We start from the raw sequence: 24,674 nt of genomic DNA, 5'->3' as shown, positions 1-24,674 counted from the left end.
GCTTAAATAATGCCAAATATCAAGGTGTATTATTCGTTTAAAGATAAAATTAAATTAAATGAGTAAGTTAAATAGATCTTCATCTTTATTAATTTCAATATAGCCAAAGCCCTTTTTGTCCATACGACCAATCAAACTATCGTAGTCAGCGCGATGCTTCAATTCGATGCCAACAAGCACAGGTCCTTGGTCACGATTGTTCTTTTTCGTATACTCAAATCGTGTAATGTCGTCCGTCGGTCCTAATACGTCAATCAAAAATTCACGTAGTGCCCCTGCTCGCTGAGGGAAATTGACGATAAAATAATGCTTTAAACCTTGATAAATTAACGAGCGCTCTTTAATTTCCTGCATGCGATCAATGTCGTTGTTCCCACCACTAACCACACAAACGATATTTTTTCCTTTAATTTCATCCTTATAGTGGTCTAAAGCTGAGATGGAAAGCGCCCCAGCAGGCTCTGCAACGATTGCATTCTCGTTATAAAGAGAGAGCATCGTCGTACACACCTCTCCTTCTGGTATCACAACAATATCATCCGTTACTTGCCTTGCTACCTCAAACGATGTATCGCCAACTCGTTTTACCGCTGCGCCATCTACAAATTTATCAATCTTCGGTAACGTCACGACTTCACCTGATTCAAGCGAACGCTTCATTCCAGGTGCTCCAAGCGGCTCAGCACCGATTACTTTTGTTGAAGGACTAATTTGTTTAAAGTACGATCCAACCCCAGCTATCAAGCCACCTCCGCCGATGCTCATAAAGATATGTGAGACAGGTACCTCGATATCTTCTAAAATTTCTAAACCAACGGTCCCTTGCCCAGTCATTGTTCTCATGTCATCAAATGGATGAATAAAGGTCATGCCTTCCTCATCGCACGCCTCTTTCGCTTCTTTAAATGCATCATCAAACGTGTCGCCAGTTAAAATTACTTCGACAAACGGCTCTCCAAAAAATTCGACGCGTGATACCTTTTGCCTTGGAGTCGTGCTTGGCATAAAGATTTTGCCTCTTACACCGAGCGCTTTACAGGAGTATGCGACGCCTTGCGCGTGGTTCCCTGCACTTGCACATACGACGCCACGCTGCAAGTCCGCTTCCGATAGACCCTGCATAAGGTTGTACGCACCACGTAGCTTAAACGAACGAACAACTTGAAGGTCCTCCCTCTTTAAATATACGTTTGCCTCGTATTTGTCTGAAAGGATAGGGTCCAATTGTAAAGGTGTTTTCACGATCACTTCTTTTAGAGCTTGATGAGCGAGTAAGATGTCCTTAACCTGCACCGTTTCTACTTTCGTCTTCGCCATAATCATGCTCCTTTATATTCAAAATATTAAAACTTATCTTAACACATCCTTATGGCTTTCGGAACAGAAACTAGACGCTTTTTATTATGTAAGCGGTTTAGGACGGATAATTATCTCTTGGGATGTTCCATTCGCTTCCACTAATAGGTCAATATAAGCACCAACCTCTTCTGGTAATAGACCATGCTCCTTTTTCTCTTTAGGTACCCCACCAAAGTCTGTTTGCACGAGTCCTGGAGCAACTGTCGATACGGCAATACCATCTTCAGCGAGCTCTAGTTTTAATGACCCTGCAAAACCTAGTAGCGCCCATTTGCTCGCACAATAAGCACTTGCCTTAGGTCGTGACGTATAGGATAGATCTGAAGCAACATGAATGATATGTCCTTGACTCGACTTACGTAATAATGGAATGGCGTATTTACTCATTAAAAAGACGCCCTTCACATTTGTCTGCATCTGATCATCAAATTCTTCGCTCGTCATATCTTCAACCGTTTTCCAATGCCCGACACCAGCGTTGTTAATGAGCGCATCAATTCTTCCGAATTCTTGGTCAATCTGATGGAGAACCTCTTTTACTTTTGCTTCATCCGTAATATCAGCCACATATCTACTGCAACTGCTAGGGATTGATGCTGCATCTGTTTTTGTGATGGCAATTACTTTGTACTCTTTTTTAATCATTCTCTCAATAACGTCAGCCGCTATTCCACGTGCTCCTGTAATGACAACGATTTTTTGCATGCTAATCACTCCTTTCTTCCACCATATAGATAATAGATAGCTCGTGCAACTATTCCGAATAATATGTATAATGAGAGCGCAAAGGAGAGGATAGAATGGCAGATTGGGCGTTTATAACCGATTTTGACGGAACAATCTCATCAAAGGATTTTTATTGGATGATGATTGATGATTTTTATGCGAATGGGAAAGAAGAATACGAGGCTTGGCAAGCAGGTAAATACAAAGATCGCGATTTTTTACAGCATGTTTTTAACCAAGCTCCCATGTCTGAGTCAAAGCTACGTGACTACGCGGAGACAATCCCTTTTGATCAGACATTTAAAACGTTCGCTAACAAATTAGCGAACGCAAATGTGGACCTCTATGTGGTTAGTGCGGGAGCGGATTTTTATATTAAGCACTTCCTCACCTATCACGATATTCCATACACAAAGCTTTACGCGAATGACTCCGCTGTCATTAACGACACGTTAACGTTTCAGATTGATGAGCAAGGACCTTACTTTTCCGATCGCTACGGGATCGATAAGAAAAAAGTAGTAAAAGACATTCAATCCAACTATAGCAGAACGTATTATTTTGGTGACAGTGAGCCAGACTCACACCCGTCAGAAATTGTGACCGATGCGTTTGCTCGTGATAAGTTAGTACCAATCCTCTCTGAGAAAGGCGTACCTTTTACAGAAGTATCGTCTTTTGAGGACATCTATCACAAACTTCGTAAAAAAGAGGCCCTGTAAGTTTTTATCTTGTACGTGCAATGTACGTATATACATCACGAAGTGTGTGATAGCCAAGAGATTTCACTTTTTCTATGCTCTGATTCCACAGCTCAGCTGTAACGGTAGCATCTGCTAGAGCATGGTGACGTTCGTTAAAGTCAATGTCAAAATAGGAGCAGCATTCTTCCAATGAGTGCAGAGACTTCATCTCAGGGATAAGCTTTGTTAAAAAGCTTGTATCAAGTAAGCGATAGTCAAACGAGGACTTGTATAAATTCCACGTGACATGCTCCATAAACTTTTTCTCATGCATCGCATGGTGAGCAACTAGCGTATGTTCGTGAATAAACTCGAAAAACTGAGGAAGCACTTCATCCATCGTTGGAGCTTCTTTTAAATCTGTAAGGGTAAGACCCGTCAGCTCTTGTATGTGAGCCGGCGGGTCCTCTTCATGATAAACAAGGGAATAAAACTCTCCCACTTCTTCCTGTCCAACTAGCTTTTTTGCTCCTATAGACAAAATCGTATCACCCTTTGTAGGATGAAACCCCGTTGTTTCTAAATCAAAAATAACGGTAGGGAGCTGATCGAAGGGCATCTCCAAATGCGCTTGCTTACGAGAGGCTTTTTGAAGTCTCCTGGCGTAAGCAATTTTAGCTGGATCCCGCTCTTTAGATTTATAGCTATTTGGTTGTACAAATCCCGTAAGCTGTCTCATAAAGCGATCCATCGCATTCATTCCTTTTTACCCTCCTGATAATAGCTTGTAGTAGCCTTGACACAACTGCGTCCTTCTAGCATGAGATGCTTCAGCTTTTTTTGCTCATCTCGAGATAGGTCATTTCGCCTAATATGATGCACATCCTCATAGCTTTGCACGTGAGACGTATGATCATGTCTAAACTGAAGTGCTTCTTTAAAGGCTCCTTCAAAGCCTGCTAGCTTCGGTACTTTTTCTCGCAGCTTTTGCATCCGTTCCAATGTACTTGCCTCTTTAATCCCTTCGATGATCGAAGCGACTCGTATTGCATTTACATATGGAAAGAGTAGCTCCTCTTTTACGTTAATGTATCCGTGCTGATCCGTTAAAAGCTGTCCAAAAAGCGTCGTCATCCGTCGTTTAAATTGTATATTGGAGACAAAACGCCTTCTAATTTCTTTCCTAAAGCGAGCAATGGATAAGAGGTGCTCTTTTAATGGACAAGGATCCCCGTGTAAGTCTCTAGAATCCGCTAGTATGAGTAAGTAACGTATGGAATCAAAGCTTGCATCGTTTGCATAGTCTTCTATTTGTTTACGCCATGCAGCCTCACTTTTACACCATCTCGCCTCACTGGCCATTACTTTGCCGTCACACCTCTCGTACCCGCAGTACTCCATACCTTCTACAATTTCTTCCCCCAACTGTAAAAAAAACGATGTCTCTTTATCCGATCCATAGTGAACAAGTGCGTGGTCCTGATCACTAAAGTAAGATTGCTCGTGACGACCGGCACTACCTAGCAAAAGGAACGTAAAGCGAGCAGGTGCTGGACCATGCTCGCTCTCCGTTCGATATTGTGCCGTGCGTACAATCTTTTTCATCACGTCGTCGTGTAACTCGTTTAACTCCTGCGGCGACTTGATCGTCTGTCGTTCATTTACAAGCTCGTCACGTATTTCATCGTATGTTGGAATATGCGTCGGATCCTGTAAAGTAGACATTGTTAGGCACTCGGCTTTTCTGTTTTAGCTGGCTCTGGCTGTGCCATGTTTTCTGGGTAGCCATAGCTTCCGTGCTCACTCATATCAAGACCTAATAGCTCTTCTTCTTCAGATACTCGGATACCACCTGACATTACTTTGTCCATTACTTTTAAGATAATGAATGCTACTGCAAATGCGTAAAGTCCAGATACGGTAACCCCAGTTAATTGAACTCCTAGCTGTGATAGACCACCACCGTAGAATAATCCAGCCTGACCACCGTTCATTTCAGCAAGTGCTGGTGTAGCAAAGAATCCTGTTGAAAGTGTACCCCAAACGCCTGCTACACCGTGAACAGATAAAGCGAAAATTGGATCATCAATTTTTGCTTTGTCAAACATAACCATTGCAAAGTGTACGATAAGTCCACCGATTAGACCGATGATAACAGCCGCCCATGGCGCTACAAATGCTGTAGATGCAGTGATAGCTACAAGACCCGCTAACGCACCGTTTAACATCGTTGGAATATCGTTACGTCCCGTCATTGCTGATACGATAAGCATGGCTGCAATCGCACCCGCTGCTGCTGCTAACTGAGTAGTAAGTGCTACGTAGCCGAAGAATGCTCCGTCTACTCCAAATGTAGAACCACCGTTGAATCCAAACCAACCTACCCAAAGAACTAGAACACCTAAAGCCGTGTATACTTGGTTATGTCCAGCTAAGTCGTTTGACGTTCCATCTGCATTAAATTTACCAATACGAGGCTTTAATACAATTGTTGCAGCTAATGCAGCCATTGCACCTGTTAAGTGAACTACTGTAGAACCTGCGAAGTCTTGCTTTCCTAAGCCTGCTAACCAGCCGCCTCCCCATACCCAATGTGCTACTACCGGATAAATAAGTGCTGAAAATAGTACAGCGAAGATAACATAAGCGGATAGCTTAGCTCGTTCTGCAAAACCACCGAAGGCAATTGTTAATGCAATTGCAGCAAATGCAAGTTGGAAAATGAAGTCTACCGAACCTGCCAAGCCTTCTCCTTCAAAAGAAAAGTCACCATAGAAGAAATTAGATAAACCAATAAATGCGTTGCCTTCCCCATAAATAAACCCATACCCTACTGCCCAGAATACTAATGAGGCAATAGCCACCGTGAAAATCGTTTTACCGGCGATATGCCCGGCATTCTTCATTCGTGTAGATCCTGCTTCAAGAAGAATGAATCCTCCTTGCATCAGCAATACTAGAGCAAATGCGATGATAACCCATAAATTATCCATTAATGCGATTGCTTCCATTCCTACGTCACTCCTCTTGAATTTTTTTCTGTTAGCAAATGTGCCAATCAGCTATGAACCCAAGTATACATGCTGAAAATTCTGACACAATCGATTTGTCAGATAATTTAACAGACTATTCAAAAGGTCCCAAACTGTGTGAAATCCTGTAATTATTGTGGCAGTTGAGTGGAAGCGTTTACTTGAAGGAGCTAAAATTAACAGAATATTTTTTATATGATTTGTCTTTATTGAGTGGATGATTATCTTTTACAGAAGGACATTGATGAATCGCAGCGGAAACGTGTAGATAAGGGTTGGTTAATGAGAGCGCAAATGGTTAATTGAAGGTCGATTCCGGTTTATTGGAGCCTTAATCCGGTTAATCGGAGCTCTGTTCCAGTTTATTACAGCACCAATTCGGTTAATCGGAGCTCTGTTCCAGTTTATTACAGCACCAATTCGGTTAATCGAAGCTCTGTTCCGGTTTATTTCAACCCTATTCCGATTAATCGAAGCTCTAATAAAGTTCGTTCATTCAAAATACGTTCACCCAACATAAAAAAGCTAGGACCCATGATCTACATGTGCCCTAGCCTCTTCTTCTATATCTATACCTGTCTTTTTTGTCTTCTCGCCAAAAATCTTGCTTCTATATAACCCGTTCCAAGCAGAACCCCCAATACGATAAAGACAAATCCAATTAGCTGAGACACAAAAATCTGCTCGCCGAGAAAATAATAAGAGCCAATTAGCGCGAAAAAGGGCACGAAATTATTAAATACAGCTGTTTGACCCGCGCCAATTTTTTGGATCGCTCCATTATAGACGAGATGTCCAAGTCCCGTTGCAAAAATAGCAGACGTTAGAAAAACAATCCAAACCGTTATGCTAGGGCTAGTCATTGCAGAGGCGCTTGCAGGCTCTAAAACTAAACTAATCAAAATAAGACTTACCGAACCAACTAACAGCATAACTGCCGTCATCTGCCTAGATGATAATGTCACGGTAATTTTGCGTATGACGATAAAAGAGAATGCTTGGGCGATCATCGATAAGAGAACGAGCAAGTCACCTGATGATACACTAGCTGTCCCTTCTTCCGGACTAAGTACGATAAATAAAACACCTATAAATCCTAAAGCGATTCCTAAAAAACGCAGTCTCGTCACAATTTCACCAAGAAAGATCATGGTTAATATAGCTGTTGTAAGAGGTATGAGTCCGAGTATGAGCGAGGCATTGCCTGCGGTTGTGTTGACAAGTCCGATCGCAAGTAAGGAGTGATGCGCGACCTGTCCGAGCATGGCAGCGAGTAGCGTGTAGCCCCATTCTCGCTTTGTCATCGCTCGTAAATCTTTTAAGAAGAAAAGGAGTGTAATGGTCACGACGCCTGCGAGTCCGATGCGAAGACCTTGCATCATTACTGGTGGGAAGGCCTCCACTAAGTATTTTACTGCGACGACGTTTAAGCCCCAAATGACCATGACTCCTAGTAAGATTATATACGTAACTGATTTGTTCACAAAAACCCTTCTCTCTAAAAATATCAAAGCAACGTATATCCTACCACATCCGATCAAAAATAACAGGTTTAGCGTACTAAAGGATATCGTCACGATCGTAAAATTATGGTAGTCTAATGAATAGTGTTAAGAGAGCAAGGAGGATTATATGATTAAAGAAATTTTTGTGCTACGAAGTATTGGGTGCTTGAGCATCGTCTTTTTGCACAGTATTCATATAGCGCTACAAACGATTCCCATTATTGCTATGGGCGAAGTGTTTGCGATCTTTTTTGATTCGCTACAAATGCTTCTCTATTACGGGACACCGATGTTTATCTTCATTTCGGAGTTTTTAATCTCCTATTCCTATCGGAACAAACCGCTTCCAACCTATTTTTTGAGTAAGCGGACAAAATTTATCCTGATCCCGTTTTTCGTCATGGGCGTGTTTTATTCGCTCCCATTTCTATTATCAGGCGCTTCCGTCTGGGCGGAGACTGTTGCTATGAACCTTCTATTAGGCGACTATCACGGCTATTTTATTCTCATTATCTTTCAGTTTTATCTGTTTCACTATTACTTCCACTCATATTTAAAAAAATGGCGTCCATTCCCAGTTATTACAATCGCCTTTATTATTAACGCGATCTATTTATTTATTTTTAACTTCACTACTCCTCCTATCGAAAATTCAGCGACGATGTTTTTATGGGAACGATTTTATTGGGTCCCCATGTTTGGTTGGGTTTTCTATTTTGCAGTAGGATATTACGCCGGTCTTTACTATGAATCATTTATGACGTTTTTACTTAAATATCGGTACTGGATTATTGTAGGACCGCTTGTAACGAGCTTTATTTTACTATTTGTTTATCACTCTGGCATTCTCTCGATTCATAGCTCAAAACGCATTGATATTTTGATTCACACCATTGCATGTAGCTTCTTTCTCTTTTATTTGACCTCTCAAATGAAGGGACTACCTACCTTTTTTGCATTTATTAGCAGGTACTCATTCGGCATTTATTTATTACATTACTTCTATATATTCGCAATCGACTTCATCTATAGTTTGTACCCGATCCCGTTAGGTGTAGCTTATATTATGATTCTTTTTGTGTTTAGTACACTGTTATCAATCGGAACTGTCTATGTATTAAATAAAATCCCTTATGGTCATATTGTAATCGGTAAGATAGGAGCGCCGTATAAACCTCCGGCGAGTTCGGTTTGATAGTTGTAAAAAGGTAAATGTGAGCCCCTCGCTTGGTGCGGGGGGCTTTGTTGTGGGGTTTATAGAGGGTATTGACTGGTATTAATAGTGAAACTTTGTTGATTGCGCGAATTTCGTCTCTGTCTGCGCATATTTCGGTGCTGATTGCGCGAATACCCTCCTGAATTGCGTGAATTTCCACCTTAATCGCGTATCCGACAAAAAAACATCGAAGCCCCTTCCCCAACCAAAAAAACAGGAACCAACCTCTCTCCTGGTCAGTTCCTGCCTGTTATTAGGATCTTCTGGCATCTAATATTAACTGCAACAGCTGTAGTCGCTGCAGTTCGTTTACGCTGGAGCGCGTGAATTGATGTGTCAAAGTAGTGGAGTCAACTCGGTGTACAAACACTAAATCAAGCTCTGGAACAATGTCGATTGATTGTCCATACCTGCCTACTGCCGAGTATAAGCCTAAATCACTATATGGTGGTGTTGTCGAGACCCACCATAAATACCCGTAGTCAAACACGGAATTAGAGGGGACGGTTTTTTGAGCCGAGGTGCTCTCTTTGATCCATTCTTTCGAAACAAGCTGTTCTCCTTCCCACTCCCCTTCTTGAAGGTACAATTGTCCGAAGCGTGCCATATCCCTCGCCGACATACGGAATAAGTAAGAAGGGTGCCTAGAGCGACGGTCCTCATGTTTATAATACGTATTGGATAAACTAAAATCCTCCATTCCTAAAGGAACGGCTATGTTTTCGTAAAAATCCTCAAACACATCTCTCTCGGTTTGCTGATTATAAATCGTGCCTAATACATTAAAATCCCAATTATTATAATAGTAGTGCTGTCCTGGGAAATTACTTCCTCGTGCAGGTCTCGAGAGTCTCATACCAAACGACTCTTCTCCTGCTGGCAAGTACACGCCAGAGCTTGAGGTCATCAGGTGGCTCAAATTAGCCCGCTTTTCTAAAGAAGTAAGGGGTGTATCGTCCTCGACGGAAAGATCCTCGAGCGTTTGCTCCAAACTTAACGTCCCTCTCTCTATTTCGTTGCCGATCAAGGCGCTAATAAAGCTTTTGCGAACGGAATGGGCATTTGTATTCTTCGTGACGTCTCCCCATGAGAACAACACTTTGCCTTCATAAATAACCATAGCAGCCGTCGAATTTAATGATTCATAGTAGTTACGAGCCTGCTCTAATGCTGCCGGATTAAATCCAGCGGACTCTAGTGATTCATGCGTTTCCCACGTCGTTTCAGAAGACGAATCCATGGAAAGATAGACGTACATAAATAATCCCACCAATACAAGTATTGTTACAATCAATACCTTTATGATTTTTGTATACACCTTGATCATCCTCTGTCAGTTACAATAACTTGATCATATCACGGTCTTATAATGGTTGCTATTACAGTGATATTAATTTCTCATTCCCTTGACTAGCATTTAGAAAACTGATACGTTTAGTTAAATTAATACGAGCGATGAGCGCAGTGGGTCACTACTGCGGGAGCAAATTCTGGAGAGTTCGCATCTAAGCGACGCCGAAGGGTTCATAATCTCAGGCACAAGGACAGAAACGATCGGCATGGAGCCGGTTTTTTTCTGTTGAGATTAGGGACAACCCTTGTCTCTTTTTTTGTGCATCAAGAAGACTTCATATTAAAACGAGAAGGTAGTGACAGCAAAATGGAACAAAAACGTGCAGTAATTTCAGTAGTAGGGAAAGACCAGGTTGGTATTATAGCGAAAGTAACAACGATGCTTGCAGAGAATGATGTAAACGTGCTTGATATCTCTCAAACGATCTTACAAGACTTCTTTACGATGATGATGCTTATCGACATTTCGGACGTAGAGGATTTCCACCGCCTCCACGATAATCTAGATACAATTAGTGAAGAGATGAAGCTTAAAATTGACATGCAACGAGAAGAGCTATTCGGCTCTATGCACCGCATTTAATAGGAGGATACTATGAGCTTAGCATTTCAAGAAATTCAAGAAACCATACGCATGATTCAAATGGAGAAGCTGGATATTCGCACGGTAACAATGGGTATCAGCCTACGAGACTGTATCTCACATGATCAAGAGCATATGAGAGATGCTGTGTATAAAAAGATAACGTCCTATGCAAAAGACCTTACAAAAACGGCGGAGCAAGTCGCAGACGAATATGGTATTCCGATCGTCAACAAGCGTATCTCCATCACGCCAGCTGCTGAACTACTAGGTAGTGCTACGAGAGAGGATGCTATTTTACTTGCTAAAACGCTAGATAAGGCTGCAAGTGAGCTAGGAGTAGACTTTATCGGTGGATTCAGTGCGCTTATTCATAAAGGCGAAACTAAAGGAGACACTGTCTTACTAGATGCATTAGCAGAAGCCCTAAGTGATACGAACCGCGTGTGCGGATCTGTCTCTGTAGCGACAACTCGTTCCGGAATCAACATGAACGGCGTCAAACGTTTAGGGGAAATCATTAAAGAAGGTGCGGAGCTGACAAAAGATCAAAACGGAATCGCGAATGCAAAGCTTGTTGTATTCTGTAACCCTGTTGAAGATAATCCCTTTATGGCTGGTGCCTTCCACGGTGCTGGTGAAGGAGAAGTTGTGTTAAACGTAGGTGTCTCTGGTCCTGGCGTTGTCTTGCATGCGCTTCGTCGTTATCCTGATGCAGACTTAGGCGAAGTTTCAGAAGTAATCAAAAAGACAGCATTTAAAATCACTCGCGCAGGAGAGCAAATCGGACGAGTGGTAGCAGAACGCTTAGAGGTGCCATTTGGTATCATGGATCTCTCATTAGCACCGACAAATGCGATGAACGATAGCGTGGCGGAAATTCTTGAGGAGATCGGACTCGAGCGTGTCGGTACGCACGGTACGATCGCAGCACTTGCTTTAATGAATGATGCTGTCAAAAAGGGTGGCGCCATGGCGAGCTCTTACGTTGGTGGCTTAAGCGGAGCATTTATTCCGGTTAGTGAAGACAACGGTATGATTAAAGGAATCGAAGATGGCGCACTTACCCTTTCTAAACTAGAAGCGATGACGTGTGTATGCTCTGTTGGTCTTGATATGATCGCGATCACAGGTGACGCCTCTGCCGCTTCTATTTCTGGAATGATTGCGGACGAAATGGCTATTGGAATGATCAATAAAAAGACGACGGCCGTGCGCGTTATTCCTGTGCCAGGTAAACAAGAAGGTGACATGGTCGAGTTCGGCGGATTACTAGGTCGTGCTCCGATTATTGCGATGAATCCATTCGGATCTGATCGCTTTATTAATCGCGGTGGCCGAATCCCTGCACCACTTCAATCATTAATTAACTAAACAGAAGAGGGAGCGCTATTCTCCCTCTTCTTCGTATACAAATTTCACTTCTCCGCGCGTAAGTGTAACCATTCTAAACATTCGATCGCGATGGCGATTCGTATAGGACGTCGCCTCAAATCGATATACCTGCTCTTCCCCTCTCATTAACACGTAGTGATTTGCTTGCGCATCTGTCTCTTCCGTCATCCACACCTCAAGCGTGTCAATCGAACTCCAAGGAATCTCCCTTTCTCCAACCATGCTTATGGATGAAAAGGTGATGCCACGATCCGTAATGTAGTAATAGGAATTAAGCGCGACCGCGCTTAAGCAAATAAATCCAATCAAGCTCACTACTAAATAAACGGTGTACCCTCTTAGCATGTGTATCGTTACCTTCGTTCTAAAATAAAAATAAGCTAAAAGTCCAATTGGCAAGAACAAAAATCCTGCTGTAAGTAAAATATATGAAGAGGAATGCGCGCCAACAAACCAAATAGAATCATGACTAAACCATATCCACTGCGTGAGTAATAGCAGGAACGATGGGCCAAATAAGACGAGCGCTCCAAAACAAATAAATAACATTCGAAGAAGTGTATCACGCTTTTTTACAGTCGTTTGCATCCATAATCCCCTCTTTAAATTGTTTTTAGAATTGTGCAATTATTCCTTGACATTACCTCTAAAAGTATAAATAATAAGGTAATATTATTATGTAGAGAATAGTAGGTATGACTGTCTTTAAGAGAGTAGATCCCAACAGGCTGCAAGGATCTATAAGGCCTCACATACCGAACCTGCTCTAGTTTATCATAATCGTGCGGCAAGCGTTAATTGTCCTTTAAGCTGGGTTTTAAACCAACAAAGGTGGTACCGCGGAGATCTCTTCGTCCTTTTTTATAAGGGCGAGGTTTTTTTATTTTTAGGAGGGATGATTCGTGGAACGAATCGTATTAAAAATTGGTAGTAGTTCATTAACGACACCTAATGGAGAGCTTGACGATCAAAAATTACAAGAGGTTGTCACGTTTATTGCAAAAGCGCGCGATCATGCTGATATTATACTTGTTACGTCAGGTGCCGTTGCAGCAGGCTTTAAGCAAGTCGGCTATCAAACAAGACCCGTCACCGTTCATGGAAAGCAAGCTGCCGCTGCAGTTGGACAAACACTTTTAATGGAGCGATATCACACGCATTTTAAAGCGTACGATATGACTGCAGCCCAACTCTTAGTTTCTCGCAGTGATTTGTATCGCGAAGAGCAGTATAAGAACGTCTATGCAACCATCACAGAATTAATCAAGCGTCACGTTATTCCTATTATAAACGAAAATGATTCTACTGCTATCGAAGAATTAACGTTTGGCGACAATGACCGACTAGCGGCACTTGTAGGCGGCATGGTTCATGCTACTCACGTCATCCTCTTCACAGATACAGACGGTGTGTATAGCGCCAACCCGCAAACGAATCCGGATGCTAAAAAGTATGACACCATTACAGAGATTACGGACGACCTGTTTGCTCAAGCGGAAGAAACGACGACGAAGGTTGGGACAGGCGGAATGCGCGCGAAACTCTCTGCTGCGACACTGGCTCACCAATTTGGTGTCACTGCCTATATCAGCACATTAAAAGCAGAGACGTCGCTTTTATCGATCATAAAAGGAGATGGTAAGGGCACTTACCTACCTAGTCCAACTACTGGTGTGATGAAGACATCGAAGCAGTGGATTGCCGTTCATTCCAAGCACGCAGGCGAACTCTTTATTGATAATGGCGCAAAGGAAGCGATGATCGAACGTAAAAAAAGCTTGCTTGCTGTTGGGATCGATCATATAAAAGGCACCTTCTCACGAGATGATGTCGTCACAGTGTACAGTCTAGACGGCGAACTTTTAGGTAAAGGTAAAACGCAAGTCAGCTCCGAAGATTTAACTGCTCTTTCTTCCAAAGAAAATCAAGTCATTATTCATCGGGATCAATGGATCACGTATTCGTAAAAAGGAGGCTTTATCATGACAGAGGTCCAGGAAAAAGCGAAACGAAGTAAAGTTGCGTCAAAAAAGGTTGCCTTAGTATCAAATGATGCACGAGATTTTGCACTTGAACGAATAGCTGAAGCAATTCAAGCAAACGTAACGGATATCCTTTCGGCGAATCATCAAGACATTGCAGAGGCCAAAAAGAATCAGCTTCAAGAAGCGCTGATTGATCGTTTAACACTTACGGAGGAGCGCTTAGCTGGGATTGTTCAGTCGATCTACGACGTTATCGGTCTCTCCTCCCCACTCCAAGAAACGGTATCCACAAATGCCAGACCTAATGGACTTGTAATTGAAGAAGTTCGTGTCCCTCTTGGGTGTATCGCAACCATTTACGAAGCGAGACCGAATGTCACGGTCGATATCGCGGTGCTTAGTATTAAAACAGGAAATAGCGTCATTCTTCGAGGTAGCACTTCTACGATTCACTCGAATAAAAAGCTCGTCGCGATTATGAAACAGGCTTTAGCTGATACGGAATTACCGGAGGATACAATCTCGTTAATTGAATCACCTGATCGCGAAGCAACGAAATATTTGTTTCATGCAAAGGAATTTGTAGACGTGATTATTCCACGAGGGGGTAAAAAGCTGATTGATCTGGTTGTTCGAGAGTCGTCCGTGCCTGTGATCGAAACCGGGGCTGGCAACTGTCATATGTATGTAGACGAATCGGCAGATGTGACCCTTTCACGCTCTGTGATTGTAGATGCAAAAGCGCAGCGACCTTCCGTTTGTAATGCGCTTGAAACGCTTCTCGTGCATAAGGATTGGGCGTCTAAGCACTTATCGTGTTTGATGGATGATTTATTATTAAATAAGGTGACAGTCCGCGGAGATGAGCGGGCAAGGGCGATTGATGAGAGGATAGTACCGCTCTTAGAGGATGATTTTGACACAGAGTTTTTATCACTTACGTTACCAATTAAAGTTGTTGATTCTGTTGAAGAGGCCGTGGATCATATCGACACCTATGGCACGAAGCATTCGGAGGCTATTTTGTCAGAAGACGAAAATAGCGTTGTCTACTTTATGAATGCCATTGATGCAGCTTGCGTGTATCATAATGCCTCTACTCGCTTTACCGATGGAATTGAGTTCGGATTTGGGGCAGAAGTTGGTATAAGCACACAAAAGTTGCACGTACGTGGACCAATGGGTCTCCCTGCTTTAACATCGACAAAATACCGAATTAAAGGAAATGGGCAAACGAAAGCGCAACCAATCTTAAATACCCTTCTTCATTAAAATGAAACGTGCTATTTTTGAATTAGTATGATATATTTGATCAGATGTAGAAATTAGCGAGGACAGGAGTTTTTTAAACAATGAATGTACGTAATGACTTACGCAATATCGCGATTATTGCCCACGTTGACCATGGTAAAACGACGTTAGTTGACCAGCTGTTACAGCAGTCCGGTACTTTCCGCGACAATGAGCAGGTTCAAGAACGCGCAATGGATAACAACGATCTAGAGAAGGAACGCGGTATTACGATCTTAGCGAAGAACACTGCCGTTCGTTTTGAGGACAAGCTGATCAATATTTTAGACACACCTGGTCACGCCGACTTTGGTGGAGAGGTAGAACGTATTTTAAAGATGGTTGATGGCGTATTACTCGTTGTCGATGCTTTTGAAGGCTGTATGCCACAAACGCGCTTCGTACTAAAAAAAGCGCTTGAGCAAAAGCTGACTCCAGTAGTCGTTGTAAATAAAATTGACCGTCCAGCGGCACGCCCTGATGAGGTTGTCGATGAAGTATTAGACCTCTTTATTGAGCTTGGCGCAGACGATAATCAGCTTGAGTTCCCAATTGTATATGCTTCCGCAATTAACGGTACAGCAAGTTTAAATCCTGAAGAGCAGGACGAAAACATGAAGGCTCTATTTGAGACGATTGTTGAATCTGTTCCAGCACCTGTTGACAATGGCGACGAGCCATTCCAATTCCAGGTTACGATGCTTGATTATAACGACTACCTAGGTCGTATCGGTATCGGTCGTGTTTTCCGCGGAACGTTAAAGCGCGGTGACCAAGCTTCTTTAGTACAGCCTGATGGAACAGTTAAGAACTTCCGTATCACAAAAATGTTCGGATTCTTAGGTCTTAAGCGTGAAGAAATCGAAGTAGCACGAGCTGGTGATTTAATCGCTATGTCAGGTGTAGAAGATATCATGGTTGGTGACACCATTTGCCCTCCATCTCATATTGAAGCACTTGATGCAGTTCGTATTGATGAGCCTACGCTTCAAATGACATTCTTAGTTAACAACAGCCCGTTTGCTGGACGCGAAGGCGATCACGTAACGAGCCGTAAAATTGAAGCACGTCTGTTAACGCAAGTTGAAACAGATGTAAGCTTACGCGTTGAGCCAACTTCTTCCCCTGATGCATGGACAGTATCTGGACGTGGAGAGCTTCACTTATCTATTCTTATCGAAAACCTACGTCGTGAAGGCTATGAGCTTCAGGTTTCAAAACCAGAAGTAATCATCCGTAACGTCGATGGCGCAGCATGTGAGCCTTACGAGAACGTACAAGTAGACGTTCCTGAAGAGTACACTGGATCTGTTATGGAATCATTAGGTGAGCGTAAAGGTGAAATGCAAAATATGATCAACAAAGGTGACGGCCAAGTTCGCTTAGAGTTCTTAGTCCCATCACGTGGTCTTATTGGATACACAACGGAATTCATGTCCCAAACAAAGGGTTACGGAATTCTAAACCATAGCTACGATAGCTATCGTCCACTTGCTCAAGGCTATGTTGGCGGACGTCGTCAAGGCGTACTTGTTTCTATGGAGACAGGAAAAGCTACTGGTTACGGCATGCTTCAAATTGAAGACCGTGGTACTCTATTCGTAGAGCCTGGTACAGATATTTATGAAGGCATGATCGTTGGAGAAAACACGCGTGATAACGACCTAACAGTTAACATCACGAAGATGAAGGCACAAACAAACATCCGTTCAGCAACGAAGGAAGCAACTGTTACAATGAAGCGTCCACGTCTTCTAACTTTAGAAGAAGCGCTTGAATTTTGTAACGAAGATGAGTACTGCGAAGTAACACCTCAGTCCATCCGCCTTCGTAAGAAAGTGTTAGACAAGGCAATGCGTGAGCGTGAAGAAAAGCGCAGAAAGCTTTCTGCTAAAAACTAATTTATAAGTGTACAAGCCGAGACGAGAACACGATGTTCGTCTCGGCTTTTTTTGTGTTTAAAATTTGCTACCTTTCTTTCGGATTGCACGTCCATTTTCTCTTTCTCGTCACTTCTTTCCACTTGCTTCTCACTTCTGGCAACTTTCTCTGCACAACCTCGTGCTTTCTCTTCATATCGCCGGTGATTCGCACCACTTCATCTATTTGAGACCCACTTACCTCATCCTCATCCACTAAAAAGAATTTCACTTTTTTTCACAATGAATAAGTTGCGGCAAATAATCTCTCAAACACCCACGCTCCCAACGGATACACTCGCTTTAACATTCCCTGCGACTTTTGTCTGATCGGAGCATTAGAGACTATACGTCACTATTAGAGAGTTATTCATACTAATCGGTACCTTATCCCCTCTTATCTATAAGGATCCATATAATTCCTAGTTCTTCGTGTTTAAACACGTTTGCCATATCAGTTCATAATTCCTATGATTAGAAGTGTTGCAAACGGGGTAATAAAAATGTCGAAGACGTTTTCTTCAACAACTAAATAGTAAAGGTGGTAATTCTATCATGTCCAAAGAGTCAACGGCTGTTTTAGACACTTTCACACTTAGCCAGCCTACGAAAGAGGATGGTCAAGGGATGTGGGCGTTAGCCAAGAAGACCTCGCTCGATCTTAACTCCGTCTACAAGTACATCATGATGGCAGAATACTTCTCTGAGACTTGTGTTGTAGCAAAGGAAAAGGATGAAGTTGTTGGTTTTATTACTGGCTTTATTCAACCCGAACACCCAGATGTGATTTTCGTTTGGCAGGTCGGAGTCGACTCGTCGCAACGCGGTAAAGGCGTTGCCTACAAGATGCTCAAAGAGCTAATTAGTAGAGAAGCATGTAAAGAAGTCAACTTCCTAGAAGCAACCATTACGAAAGACAATACCGCTTCTCAAGCATTGTTTAAAAAGCTCGCCAAACAAATGAATACGACCTATCGTGTAACAGAGACATTTCCTGAAGAAGTTTTCCCAGGCGATGAACACGACGCTGAGTATACGTATCGTATCGGTCCATTTTCAAAATAAAACGAGAACAAAAAACAATTCGGAGGGGTTTAATTTAATGACTACTAATAATTTAGACATTATCAATGAGTTGGAATCAAGCGTAAGAAGCTATGTAAGAAGCTTCCCTACAGTTTTCACTAAAGCACAAGGATATAAGATGTGGGATGAAGCTGGAAAGGAATACCTTGATTTTTTCTCTGGTGCAGGTGCGCTGAATTACGGTCATAATGAACCAAGCATGAAAAAGAAATTAGTAGAGTACATCTTAGACGATGGCATTACTCATTCACTAGATATGGCATCTACAGCAAAGATCGATTTCTTAAATAAATTTAACGACGTTATCTTAAAGCCTCGTAATATGGAATACAAAGTGATGTTCCCAGGTCCAACTGGAACAAACACAGTCGAAAGTGCCCTTAAGATTGCCCGCAAAGTAACTGGCAGAACAGATATCGTGAGCTTTACTAACGGTTTCCACGGGATGACAATCGGCTCACTTTCCGTCACAGGTAATTCCATGAAGCGCCGCGGTGCTGGAATTCCTTTAAATAACACAGTGACGATGCCTTACGATAACTTCGTTAATGACGAAAGCATGGATACACTCGACTACTTCGAACGCTTCTTAGAAGATAACGGAAGTGGCGTAGCAATTCCTGCAGCTGTCATCTTAGAAACCGTTCAAGGTGAGGGTGGAATTAATGCTGCTCGCATGGAATGGTTACAGCGCGTCGAAAAAATCTGTCGTGAGTGGGGCATCTTAGTGATCATTGACGATGTTCAAGCAGGTGTTGGACGCACAGGTACCTTCTTCTCATTCGAGCCAGCAGGTATTAAACCAGATATCGTTTGTTTATCAAAATCGATCGGTGGCTATGGACTACCGTTAGCACTAACACTTATTAAACCAGAGCTTGATCAGTGGAAGCCTGGTGAGCACAACGGTACTTTCCGTGGTAATAACATGGCGTTTGTAACTGCTACGGAGGCGCTAACGTATTGGGAAGATCCTACTTTCGAAAAAAGCATTCAGGATAAGGCTGATACCGTAACAGCATTTTTAGATGATATGATCGAAAAGTACCCTGCGATGGAAGGTCGTCGTAAAGGCCGTGGTCTTATGCAAGGCATCCATTCTGATGTAGAAGGCTTCAGTGAAAAAGTTGCTGAGCACGCATTCAAGCGTCAATTAATTATGGAAACTGCCGGTGGACACGACGAAGTATTTAAGCTATTCCCTCCTATCAACATTGATGAGGATGGCCTTCAGTCAGGACTAGCAGTACTTGAAGAGAGTATTAAAGACGCAATGGAATCAATGAATCTAGATAAAGAGACAGCTAAACAATAAATCAGGAGGCGTTACAGCATGAAGGTAGTTAAATTAGAAGATATTATCGGATCTGAACAAGAAGTAAAAGGTGAAAACTGGACGAGCCGTCGCCTACTTTTGAAAAAAGACGGTATGGGCTACTCCGTTCACGATACAGTTATTAAAGCTGGAACAGAAACGCACATTTGGTATCAAAATCACCTAGAAGCCGTGTATTGTATCGAAGGTGACGGCGAAGTCGAGACAATCGCTGACGGCAAAGTGTGGCCAATTAAAGCGAATGAAATTTATGCATTAGATAAAAACGATGAGCATTTACTTCGTGCGAACACAGATATGCGTATGGTTTGTGTATTTAACCCACCTATTACAGGGAAAGAAACGCACAACGAAGAAGGCGCGTATGAAATCGTGGAAGACGACGAGTAATAGCCACTATTAACTAGTAAAACGAGCAGAGAGTTAGCCTCTCTGCTCGTTTTTTATATGCGTATTTCTGTCGAGTATCGAAATAAATGATATACTTACTAATAAGAAACTGTTTAACTTTCCCTCGTATAAAGGACGTGTTACCTAGATGAAATTCTTTCAAACCTTCGAAACGTTAGTAATCGCATTAATAGGAGGTATTATTTTTACCTACCTCTCCCTCCCACTATCGTGGATGCTCGGACCGCTTACCGCTGTTATGCTCTACAAAAATATCACAAAGCGCGATACACCATGGAATCCAAGGCTTAAGGAACTTGGGCTTATCGTGTTAGGAATATCCTTCGGCCTCTATTTCACCATGAATACGATTCAGCTTATACTGCCTTATTTTCTTCCCTATTCATTTATCACAGCGCTACTCATTGTTGCGACTATTATCATGGCAATTGCCGTAACTAGGTTTATTAAAGTCGATAAGATCACGAGTGTATTCGGGTCGATTCCAGGCGGGCTTACGGAGATGGTGATTGCGAGCGAAAAACTTGATGCAAAGCCGGCACAAGTTATGATCTTTCAAACAATTCGACTTCTTCTCGTTCTGTTCACCGTACCATACGCGATTATCTTTTTATTTGGAACGGTACAAGGAGATGCACCGATCGTCACAGCACCTAGCGGAGATGCTGCCTTTCTATCTGTTTTCACCTTACTATTTATTCTTCCAGCACTTATCGGGTTAAGGTTTCAACATGTGATCCCAGCAGGCATTATGATCCTTCCTATGATCATTACTGCTCTCCTTCACATCAGTCCTATTCCTGTAGCCTCCGTACCAGATGTCTTATTTTTCGGAGCTCAGCTCTGCGTAGGCGTGTCACTCGGTCGCTCTATTTCATTCGGAGATATTAAAGAGGCCGGTAAATATGGTCCGATTTACGCTGCAGTTGCTATCGGAACCATCTCCGTATCTTTTTTACTTGGCCTTCTCTTATCTACACTAACAACCATGAATGTGCAAACAGCTATGCTGGCCGCAGCACCAGGAGGTCTTATCGAAATGGTATTAACGGCTTCTATAGTCGGCGCGGATCCAGCAATTGTCTCTTCCCTACAGCTAATGAGGATTATCATCATCATTACCTTTGTGCCGTCGTTTTTAAGCTGGTACTTCACTTCCCTTACAAGCTAAAGTCATCAATAGCATCATCAATCTCTTCTTGTGAAATACCGATGTAGCGAAGCGTGACACTTTGCGAGGAATGATTAAAAATCTTTTGAAGCATCGACGCATCCTTATATTTTTTATAAAAATGGTAGCCAAATGTTTTGCGAAGTGTGTGAGTTCCTACAAACTCAGCGCCCGCTTCATTGGCTGCCTTTTTTAATAGTTTATACGCGCGATCCCTCTGGATCGGCTCCCCTGTCATAGATGATGGGAACAAATAATCATCATCCGTCATTCCTATCGTATATGTCGCGATGTGCTCTCTAATTTCTCTATTTAACGGAAATCGCTTCGCTTTCCCCGTTTTTTCTTCTACTAAAATAATATATTTTTTACTTCTCACGTGATGCACCTTCAACGGCAATAAATCTCCTATTCGAAGACCCGTATTTAAACCTAGTAAAAATAAAAAGTAGTCTCGGTACGACTGCTCCTTTAATAACTGCTTCATTTTCTCAATAGTCGCAAGCTTTCGAATTGGCTCCACTGTTCTTGGAGTCATAGCGAGTAATGCTTGAAAGTCCGAACTCATTTTAAGAGGGCGCTTTCCCTGCATCTTGAGTTGCATTAATCGCTTCATTCGCTGCTTTAATTGCTGTGATCCTAATTTCGCTACTAATTTAGTATGTTGCTCTTTCGTTAGATAAATATAATCTGCGTAACGTATTTTTTCTACCATGACACCCTCCATTCCCTCTCTTAGTTTAACATACTAATAGACTCATTTAGTATTCTTATTAGAAACTTCTTAACGAGTAGTTTCGACACTAGTATTTCGACAATAATCCTTTTATATCAACGTTTTATGACCATTTATATATTAGCAAACTTAAGGAGAGAATACAAAATGAGTATTTTGTATTCTCTCCTATCACCTAACACCCGTTAAAGAAAATCGTCTCAGATTGCCCCAAATCAATTAATTAAAACCTCGAGAACTCTATTATTCCTTTTCGTTTAAAAGACCCTTAAAACGAATTCTCAGAAGCCATTTTAAATGCACTTATTTAAAAATTCCTTCCAACGATTAACAGAAGGATTTTTCCAGCAAGAAGTAATAACTTATTGCATATTAAATATAACTGTTATATTATAAGTATAACAGTTATAACAAACCAACTAACGAGGAGGTGCCTTCATGCTTATTACGCTCAATTTTGAATCCGACGAAGCGATTTATTCGCAAATAGTGAAACAAGTCATTATCGGAATTGCTAAAAAGCAATTACAACCAAATGATCCTCTTCCGTCCGTCCGCTCTTTAGCAGCAGATATCGGAATCAACTTACACACAGTGAATAAAGCTTATCAGCAGTTAAAACAGGAAGGCTATATCCTTATTCACCGGCAAAAGGGAGTCGTTGTACATCCTGAAGGCGTAGGTAAAGCCACGGAGAAGTATGTGGAATCGGTGAAAGATACATTGCGTCCGATTATTGCAGAAGGACTATGTAAACAACTTTCAGACGAATCTATATTAGCTATATTTAAAGAGACGCTTGATGAATTTTCACCAAAGGAGGATGAATCGTGATGGGATATGTATCAATCCTACTGCTACTAAGCCTATTTATTCCGATTGCTATTATTTTAACGAGTATTCCCTTTTTGACTCGTAAAACAGAGAGCTTTGGCGTCTCCATTCCTGAGAAGGAATATGACTCTCCTATATTAAAATCGTGGAGAAAGCGCTATGTCGTAATCATGCTTATTACTTCACTTATTTTAATTATTGCCTTTTTCTCTATAGGTGCACCTTTATCAAATAACGAACAAAATATATCGATCTTTTTCGCATGTAGCATCCTTGTCTATTTAGCGGTAGCATTTCTTATTTACCTCTCTTTCCATAAAAAAATGAAGCAACTAAAAAAAGACTCCAATTGGACAGCGCATAAGCAACAAACAATTGCGATTCGCACCGACTTCCGTACACAAAAACTGCATTATTCGAATCTTTTCTATGCCATTCCATTCGGCATCACACTTTTGACAGCTGTATTAACGTATGTATTTTATTCATCGCTACCTGATACATTGCCAGTCCGCATAAATACGTTCTCTGGCTCCCTGTCATCTGTAGAAACAACGATAAGATCCGCCTTCTTTTTACCAATCATGCAACTTTATCTTTTACTCGTGTTTGTCCTGCTTAACACGGTCATTGCGCGATCGAAGCAACAATTAAATGCAGAAGACCCAGAAAGATCCTATCAGCAACTAAAAGTATTCCGAAGACGATGGTCCCTCTTTTTATTACTTACATCTATTTTACTTACTGCTCTCTTCTCATTTATTCAATGGACATACTTTTACCAGCCAGATCCCGCTGTGATCACCTATATAAGTTTAGCTATAACAGGAATGATCGTCGTTGCAGCAATGATACTTTCTTTCTCCACTGGTCAAGGCGGAAGTCGCATCACGTATTCATCCGGCCAGGAGCCAACTCGCATTGATCGCGATGACGATACGTATTGGAAGCTCGGACAATTCTACGTGAATAAACATGACCCATCTTTATTTTTGGAAAAAAGATTTGGTGTAGGATGGACCATTAATTTTGCTCGTCCCTTAGCGTGGATGATCCTGATTGGAATTATTGCTACAGCAATTTCTCTACCACTTTTGTTAATGTGAGCGATCGCAATGAGTTTAAGAAGCACTTTTATGAAAAGGAGCTGGTACCATGCATCAGCACATCAGAAAACCGTGGCGCGCCTTTCTATTTTATCTACTAGTAGGGTTATTAGGCATCTTAACCTTGTACCCAATGCTTATAGACGTTTTACCTGACCAGCTTGACACACTTGGAGTAGAGTCACCGCTTCCTATCGAAGCACTCGCACTAGCGTCATTAGTTAACCCCCTATTATTACTTATCGTTGCACTGATAGTTGGTCACTTTCTTTCCCATCGAGTTGGACTTCACTCATTTGTCTATGACAAGGACCGTTACGGAAAGCCCTTTTTATCGCGCTTTATTTCAACATTAACATTCTCTATTCCTTTAGGGATTCTTGTTGGAATACTCATTCTCATATTAGACTATGCGTTTCAACCATTCCTTCCGGACGTCTTACATCTAACAAATAACGCAACATTTTCATTCGCTGACGTCAGTCAAAGGCTTCTGTATGGCGGCATTGTTGAGGAGCTATTGCTTCGATTCGGTTTAATGACGTTACTTGTCTTTCTTCTATGGAAGCTCTTCGCTCGTAAACAAACACGTCCAACCGCGATCATCATGTGGGTGTCTATTACTTTAGCCGCTTTATTATTCGGTCTTGGGCATTACAGCGCAACTGCTCTTGTGACAGACGTTACACCTCTCATTTTCATCCGCATGATTTTACTTAACGGCCTTGGAGGCATGATCTACGGCTTTCTTTTTTGGAAAAAAGGGTTGGAGTCCGCCATGGTTGCTCATATGATGACGCACGTGACATTCTTGGTTGCTATACTTATTACGTAGAAAAAGCTCAATAGGATGTAAAAAGAAGGGTTCATCATGAGCTCTTCTTTTTTTCATGTGTCTTTCTACTAGGTGGAACAAATTAACACTATAACAACTTCATCTGTTATGAT

General features: G+C 41.9%; 23 protein-coding genes and 1 riboswitch. Of the genes, 14 read left to right on the top strand and 9 right to left on the bottom strand.

What is annotated here, in order from left to right; all coding sequences use genetic code 11:
• Window positions 1-54 precede the first annotated feature (54 nt).
• Entirely contained in the window at window positions 55-1,323 is a 1,269-nt protein-coding gene (ilvA, locus tag FLK61_RS09895) for a threonine ammonia-lyase IlvA (RefSeq protein ID WP_430708806.1), read from the bottom strand.
• 78 nt (window positions 1,324-1,401) lie between these two features.
• Window positions 1,402-2,064: an SDR family oxidoreductase gene (locus FLK61_RS09890; protein ID WP_176009305.1), complete on the bottom strand. Its 663-nt coding sequence runs from the start codon at window positions 2,062-2,064 to the stop codon at window positions 1,402-1,404.
• A gap of 95 nt (window positions 2,065-2,159) precedes the next feature.
• Here FLK61_RS09890 and FLK61_RS09885 point away from each other — a divergent pair, with 95 nt between their 5' ends.
• On the top strand, window positions 2,160-2,807 hold the full coding sequence (locus FLK61_RS09885) for an MtnX-like HAD-IB family phosphatase (protein ID WP_176009304.1): 648 nt from the start codon (window positions 2,160-2,162) through the stop codon (window positions 2,805-2,807).
• A gap of 4 nt (window positions 2,808-2,811) precedes the next feature.
• Here FLK61_RS09885 and FLK61_RS09880 read toward each other — a convergent pair whose 3' ends face one another.
• The 4 genes from FLK61_RS09880 to FLK61_RS09865 all read right to left on the bottom strand — a co-directional run bounded on the left by FLK61_RS09880 (window position 2,812) and on the right by FLK61_RS09865 (window position 7,284).
• Window positions 2,812-3,528 (bottom strand): exonuclease domain-containing protein, encoded by a 717-nt coding sequence (locus FLK61_RS09880; RefSeq protein ID WP_176009303.1) that lies wholly within the window; start codon window positions 3,526-3,528, stop codon window positions 2,812-2,814.
• On the bottom strand, window positions 3,525-4,493 hold the full coding sequence (locus FLK61_RS09875) for a DUF294 nucleotidyltransferase-like domain-containing protein (protein ID WP_176009302.1): 969 nt from the start codon (window positions 4,491-4,493) through the stop codon (window positions 3,525-3,527). Before FLK61_RS09875 ends, FLK61_RS09880 begins: the two co-directional genes overlap by 4 nt.
• A gap of 2 nt (window positions 4,494-4,495) precedes the next feature.
• Window positions 4,496-5,779, bottom strand: coding sequence for an ammonium transporter (locus tag FLK61_RS09870; RefSeq protein ID WP_176009301.1), 1,284 nt, complete (start codon window positions 5,777-5,779; stop codon window positions 4,496-4,498).
• 590 nt (window positions 5,780-6,369) lie between these two features.
• Window positions 6,370-7,284, bottom strand: coding sequence for a DMT family transporter (locus tag FLK61_RS09865; protein ID WP_176009300.1), 915 nt, complete (start codon window positions 7,282-7,284; stop codon window positions 6,370-6,372).
• A 148-nt stretch (window positions 7,285-7,432) separates the two neighbouring features.
• Between FLK61_RS09865 and FLK61_RS09860 the strand changes: the two genes are divergently transcribed.
• Window positions 7,433-8,500 (top strand): acyltransferase family protein, encoded by a 1,068-nt coding sequence (locus tag FLK61_RS09860; protein ID WP_176009299.1) that lies wholly within the window; start codon window positions 7,433-7,435, stop codon window positions 8,498-8,500.
• Between the two features lie 274 nt (window positions 8,501-8,774).
• On the opposite strand, the gene FLK61_RS09855 is transcribed toward FLK61_RS09860, so the two are convergent.
• Window positions 8,775-9,779: a serine hydrolase domain-containing protein gene (locus tag FLK61_RS09855; protein WP_249777714.1), complete on the bottom strand. Its 1,005-nt coding sequence runs from the start codon at window positions 9,777-9,779 to the stop codon at window positions 8,775-8,777.
• Between the two features lie 222 nt (window positions 9,780-10,001).
• Window positions 10,002-10,079: riboswitch (glycine riboswitch) on the top strand.
• A gap of 102 nt (window positions 10,080-10,181) precedes the next feature.
• Between FLK61_RS09855 and FLK61_RS09850 the strand changes: the two genes are divergently transcribed.
• Window positions 10,182-10,457: an ACT domain-containing protein gene (locus FLK61_RS09850; protein ID WP_176009297.1), complete on the top strand. Its 276-nt coding sequence runs from the start codon at window positions 10,182-10,184 to the stop codon at window positions 10,455-10,457.
• A gap of 12 nt (window positions 10,458-10,469) precedes the next feature.
• Window positions 10,470-11,831, top strand: a complete 1,362-nt coding sequence (locus FLK61_RS09845; protein WP_176009296.1) for a PFL family protein — start codon at window positions 10,470-10,472, stop codon at window positions 11,829-11,831.
• A 15-nt stretch (window positions 11,832-11,846) separates the two neighbouring features.
• Here the strand turns inward: FLK61_RS09845 and FLK61_RS09840 are convergent, their stop codons facing one another.
• Window positions 11,847-12,440 (bottom strand): hypothetical protein, encoded by a 594-nt coding sequence (locus FLK61_RS09840; RefSeq protein ID WP_176009295.1) that lies wholly within the window; start codon window positions 12,438-12,440, stop codon window positions 11,847-11,849.
• 314 nt (window positions 12,441-12,754) lie between these two features.
• Here FLK61_RS09840 and proB point away from each other — a divergent pair, with 314 nt between their 5' ends.
• The 7 genes from proB to FLK61_RS09805 all read left to right on the top strand — a co-directional run bounded on the left by proB (window position 12,755) and on the right by FLK61_RS09805 (window position 21,050).
• Window positions 12,755-13,819: a glutamate 5-kinase gene (gene proB, locus FLK61_RS09835; RefSeq protein ID WP_176009294.1), complete on the top strand. Its 1,065-nt coding sequence runs from the start codon at window positions 12,755-12,757 to the stop codon at window positions 13,817-13,819.
• Window positions 13,820-13,834: 15 nt separating this feature from the next.
• Window positions 13,835-15,109, top strand: coding sequence for a glutamate-5-semialdehyde dehydrogenase (locus FLK61_RS09830; RefSeq protein ID WP_176009293.1), 1,275 nt, complete (start codon window positions 13,835-13,837; stop codon window positions 15,107-15,109).
• A gap of 80 nt (window positions 15,110-15,189) precedes the next feature.
• Entirely contained in the window at window positions 15,190-17,028 is a 1,839-nt protein-coding gene (gene typA / locus FLK61_RS09825; RefSeq protein ID WP_176009292.1) for a translational GTPase TypA, read from the top strand.
• 573 nt (window positions 17,029-17,601) lie between these two features.
• Window positions 17,602-18,111, top strand: a complete 510-nt coding sequence (gene ectA, locus FLK61_RS09820; protein WP_176009291.1) for a diaminobutyrate acetyltransferase — start codon at window positions 17,602-17,604, stop codon at window positions 18,109-18,111.
• 37 nt (window positions 18,112-18,148) lie between these two features.
• Window positions 18,149-19,447, top strand: a complete 1,299-nt coding sequence (ectB, locus tag FLK61_RS09815; protein ID WP_176009290.1) for a diaminobutyrate--2-oxoglutarate transaminase — start codon at window positions 18,149-18,151, stop codon at window positions 19,445-19,447.
• Window positions 19,448-19,465: 18 nt separating this feature from the next.
• On the top strand, window positions 19,466-19,858 hold the full coding sequence (locus FLK61_RS09810; RefSeq protein WP_176009289.1) for an ectoine synthase: 393 nt from the start codon (window positions 19,466-19,468) through the stop codon (window positions 19,856-19,858).
• A gap of 148 nt (window positions 19,859-20,006) precedes the next feature.
• Window positions 20,007-21,050: an AbrB family transcriptional regulator gene (locus FLK61_RS09805; protein WP_176009288.1), complete on the top strand. Its 1,044-nt coding sequence runs from the start codon at window positions 20,007-20,009 to the stop codon at window positions 21,048-21,050.
• Here FLK61_RS09805 and FLK61_RS09800 read toward each other — a convergent pair.
• A complete protein-coding gene (locus FLK61_RS09800) occupies window positions 21,040-21,588 on the bottom strand; it encodes a site-specific integrase (RefSeq protein ID WP_176011200.1) in 549 nt (182 codons plus the stop codon). The genes FLK61_RS09805 and FLK61_RS09800 overlap by 11 nt on opposite strands.
• A 636-nt stretch (window positions 21,589-22,224) precedes the next feature.
• Between FLK61_RS09800 and FLK61_RS09795 the strand changes: the two genes are divergently transcribed.
• Genes FLK61_RS09795 through FLK61_RS09785 form a run of 3 tightly spaced genes read left to right on the top strand, consistent with a single transcriptional unit; the run spans window position 22,225 to window position 24,561 of the window.
• The gene (locus tag FLK61_RS09795; protein ID WP_176009287.1) at window positions 22,225-22,620 is read left to right on the top strand and encodes a GntR family transcriptional regulator; all 396 of its coding nucleotides are present in this window, start codon (window positions 22,225-22,227) and stop codon (window positions 22,618-22,620) included.
• Window positions 22,620-23,726 (top strand): DUF1648 domain-containing protein, encoded by a 1,107-nt coding sequence (locus FLK61_RS09790; protein WP_176009286.1) that lies wholly within the window; start codon window positions 22,620-22,622, stop codon window positions 23,724-23,726. Before FLK61_RS09795 ends, FLK61_RS09790 begins: the two co-directional genes overlap by 1 nt.
• 49 nt (window positions 23,727-23,775) lie before the next feature.
• Window positions 23,776-24,561 (top strand): CPBP family intramembrane glutamic endopeptidase, encoded by a 786-nt coding sequence (locus FLK61_RS09785; protein WP_176009285.1) that lies wholly within the window; start codon window positions 23,776-23,778, stop codon window positions 24,559-24,561.
• Window positions 24,562-24,674: the final 113 nt, after the last annotated feature.

Origin of the sequence: Paenalkalicoccus suaedae, from assembly GCF_006965545.2 — a bacterium.
GTDB classification, from domain to species: domain Bacteria; phylum Bacillota; class Bacilli; order Bacillales; family Salisediminibacteriaceae; genus Paenalkalicoccus; species Paenalkalicoccus suaedae.
Note: the sequence above shows the minus strand (reverse complement) of the source record. Positions and strands in the feature narration are given on the sequence as shown.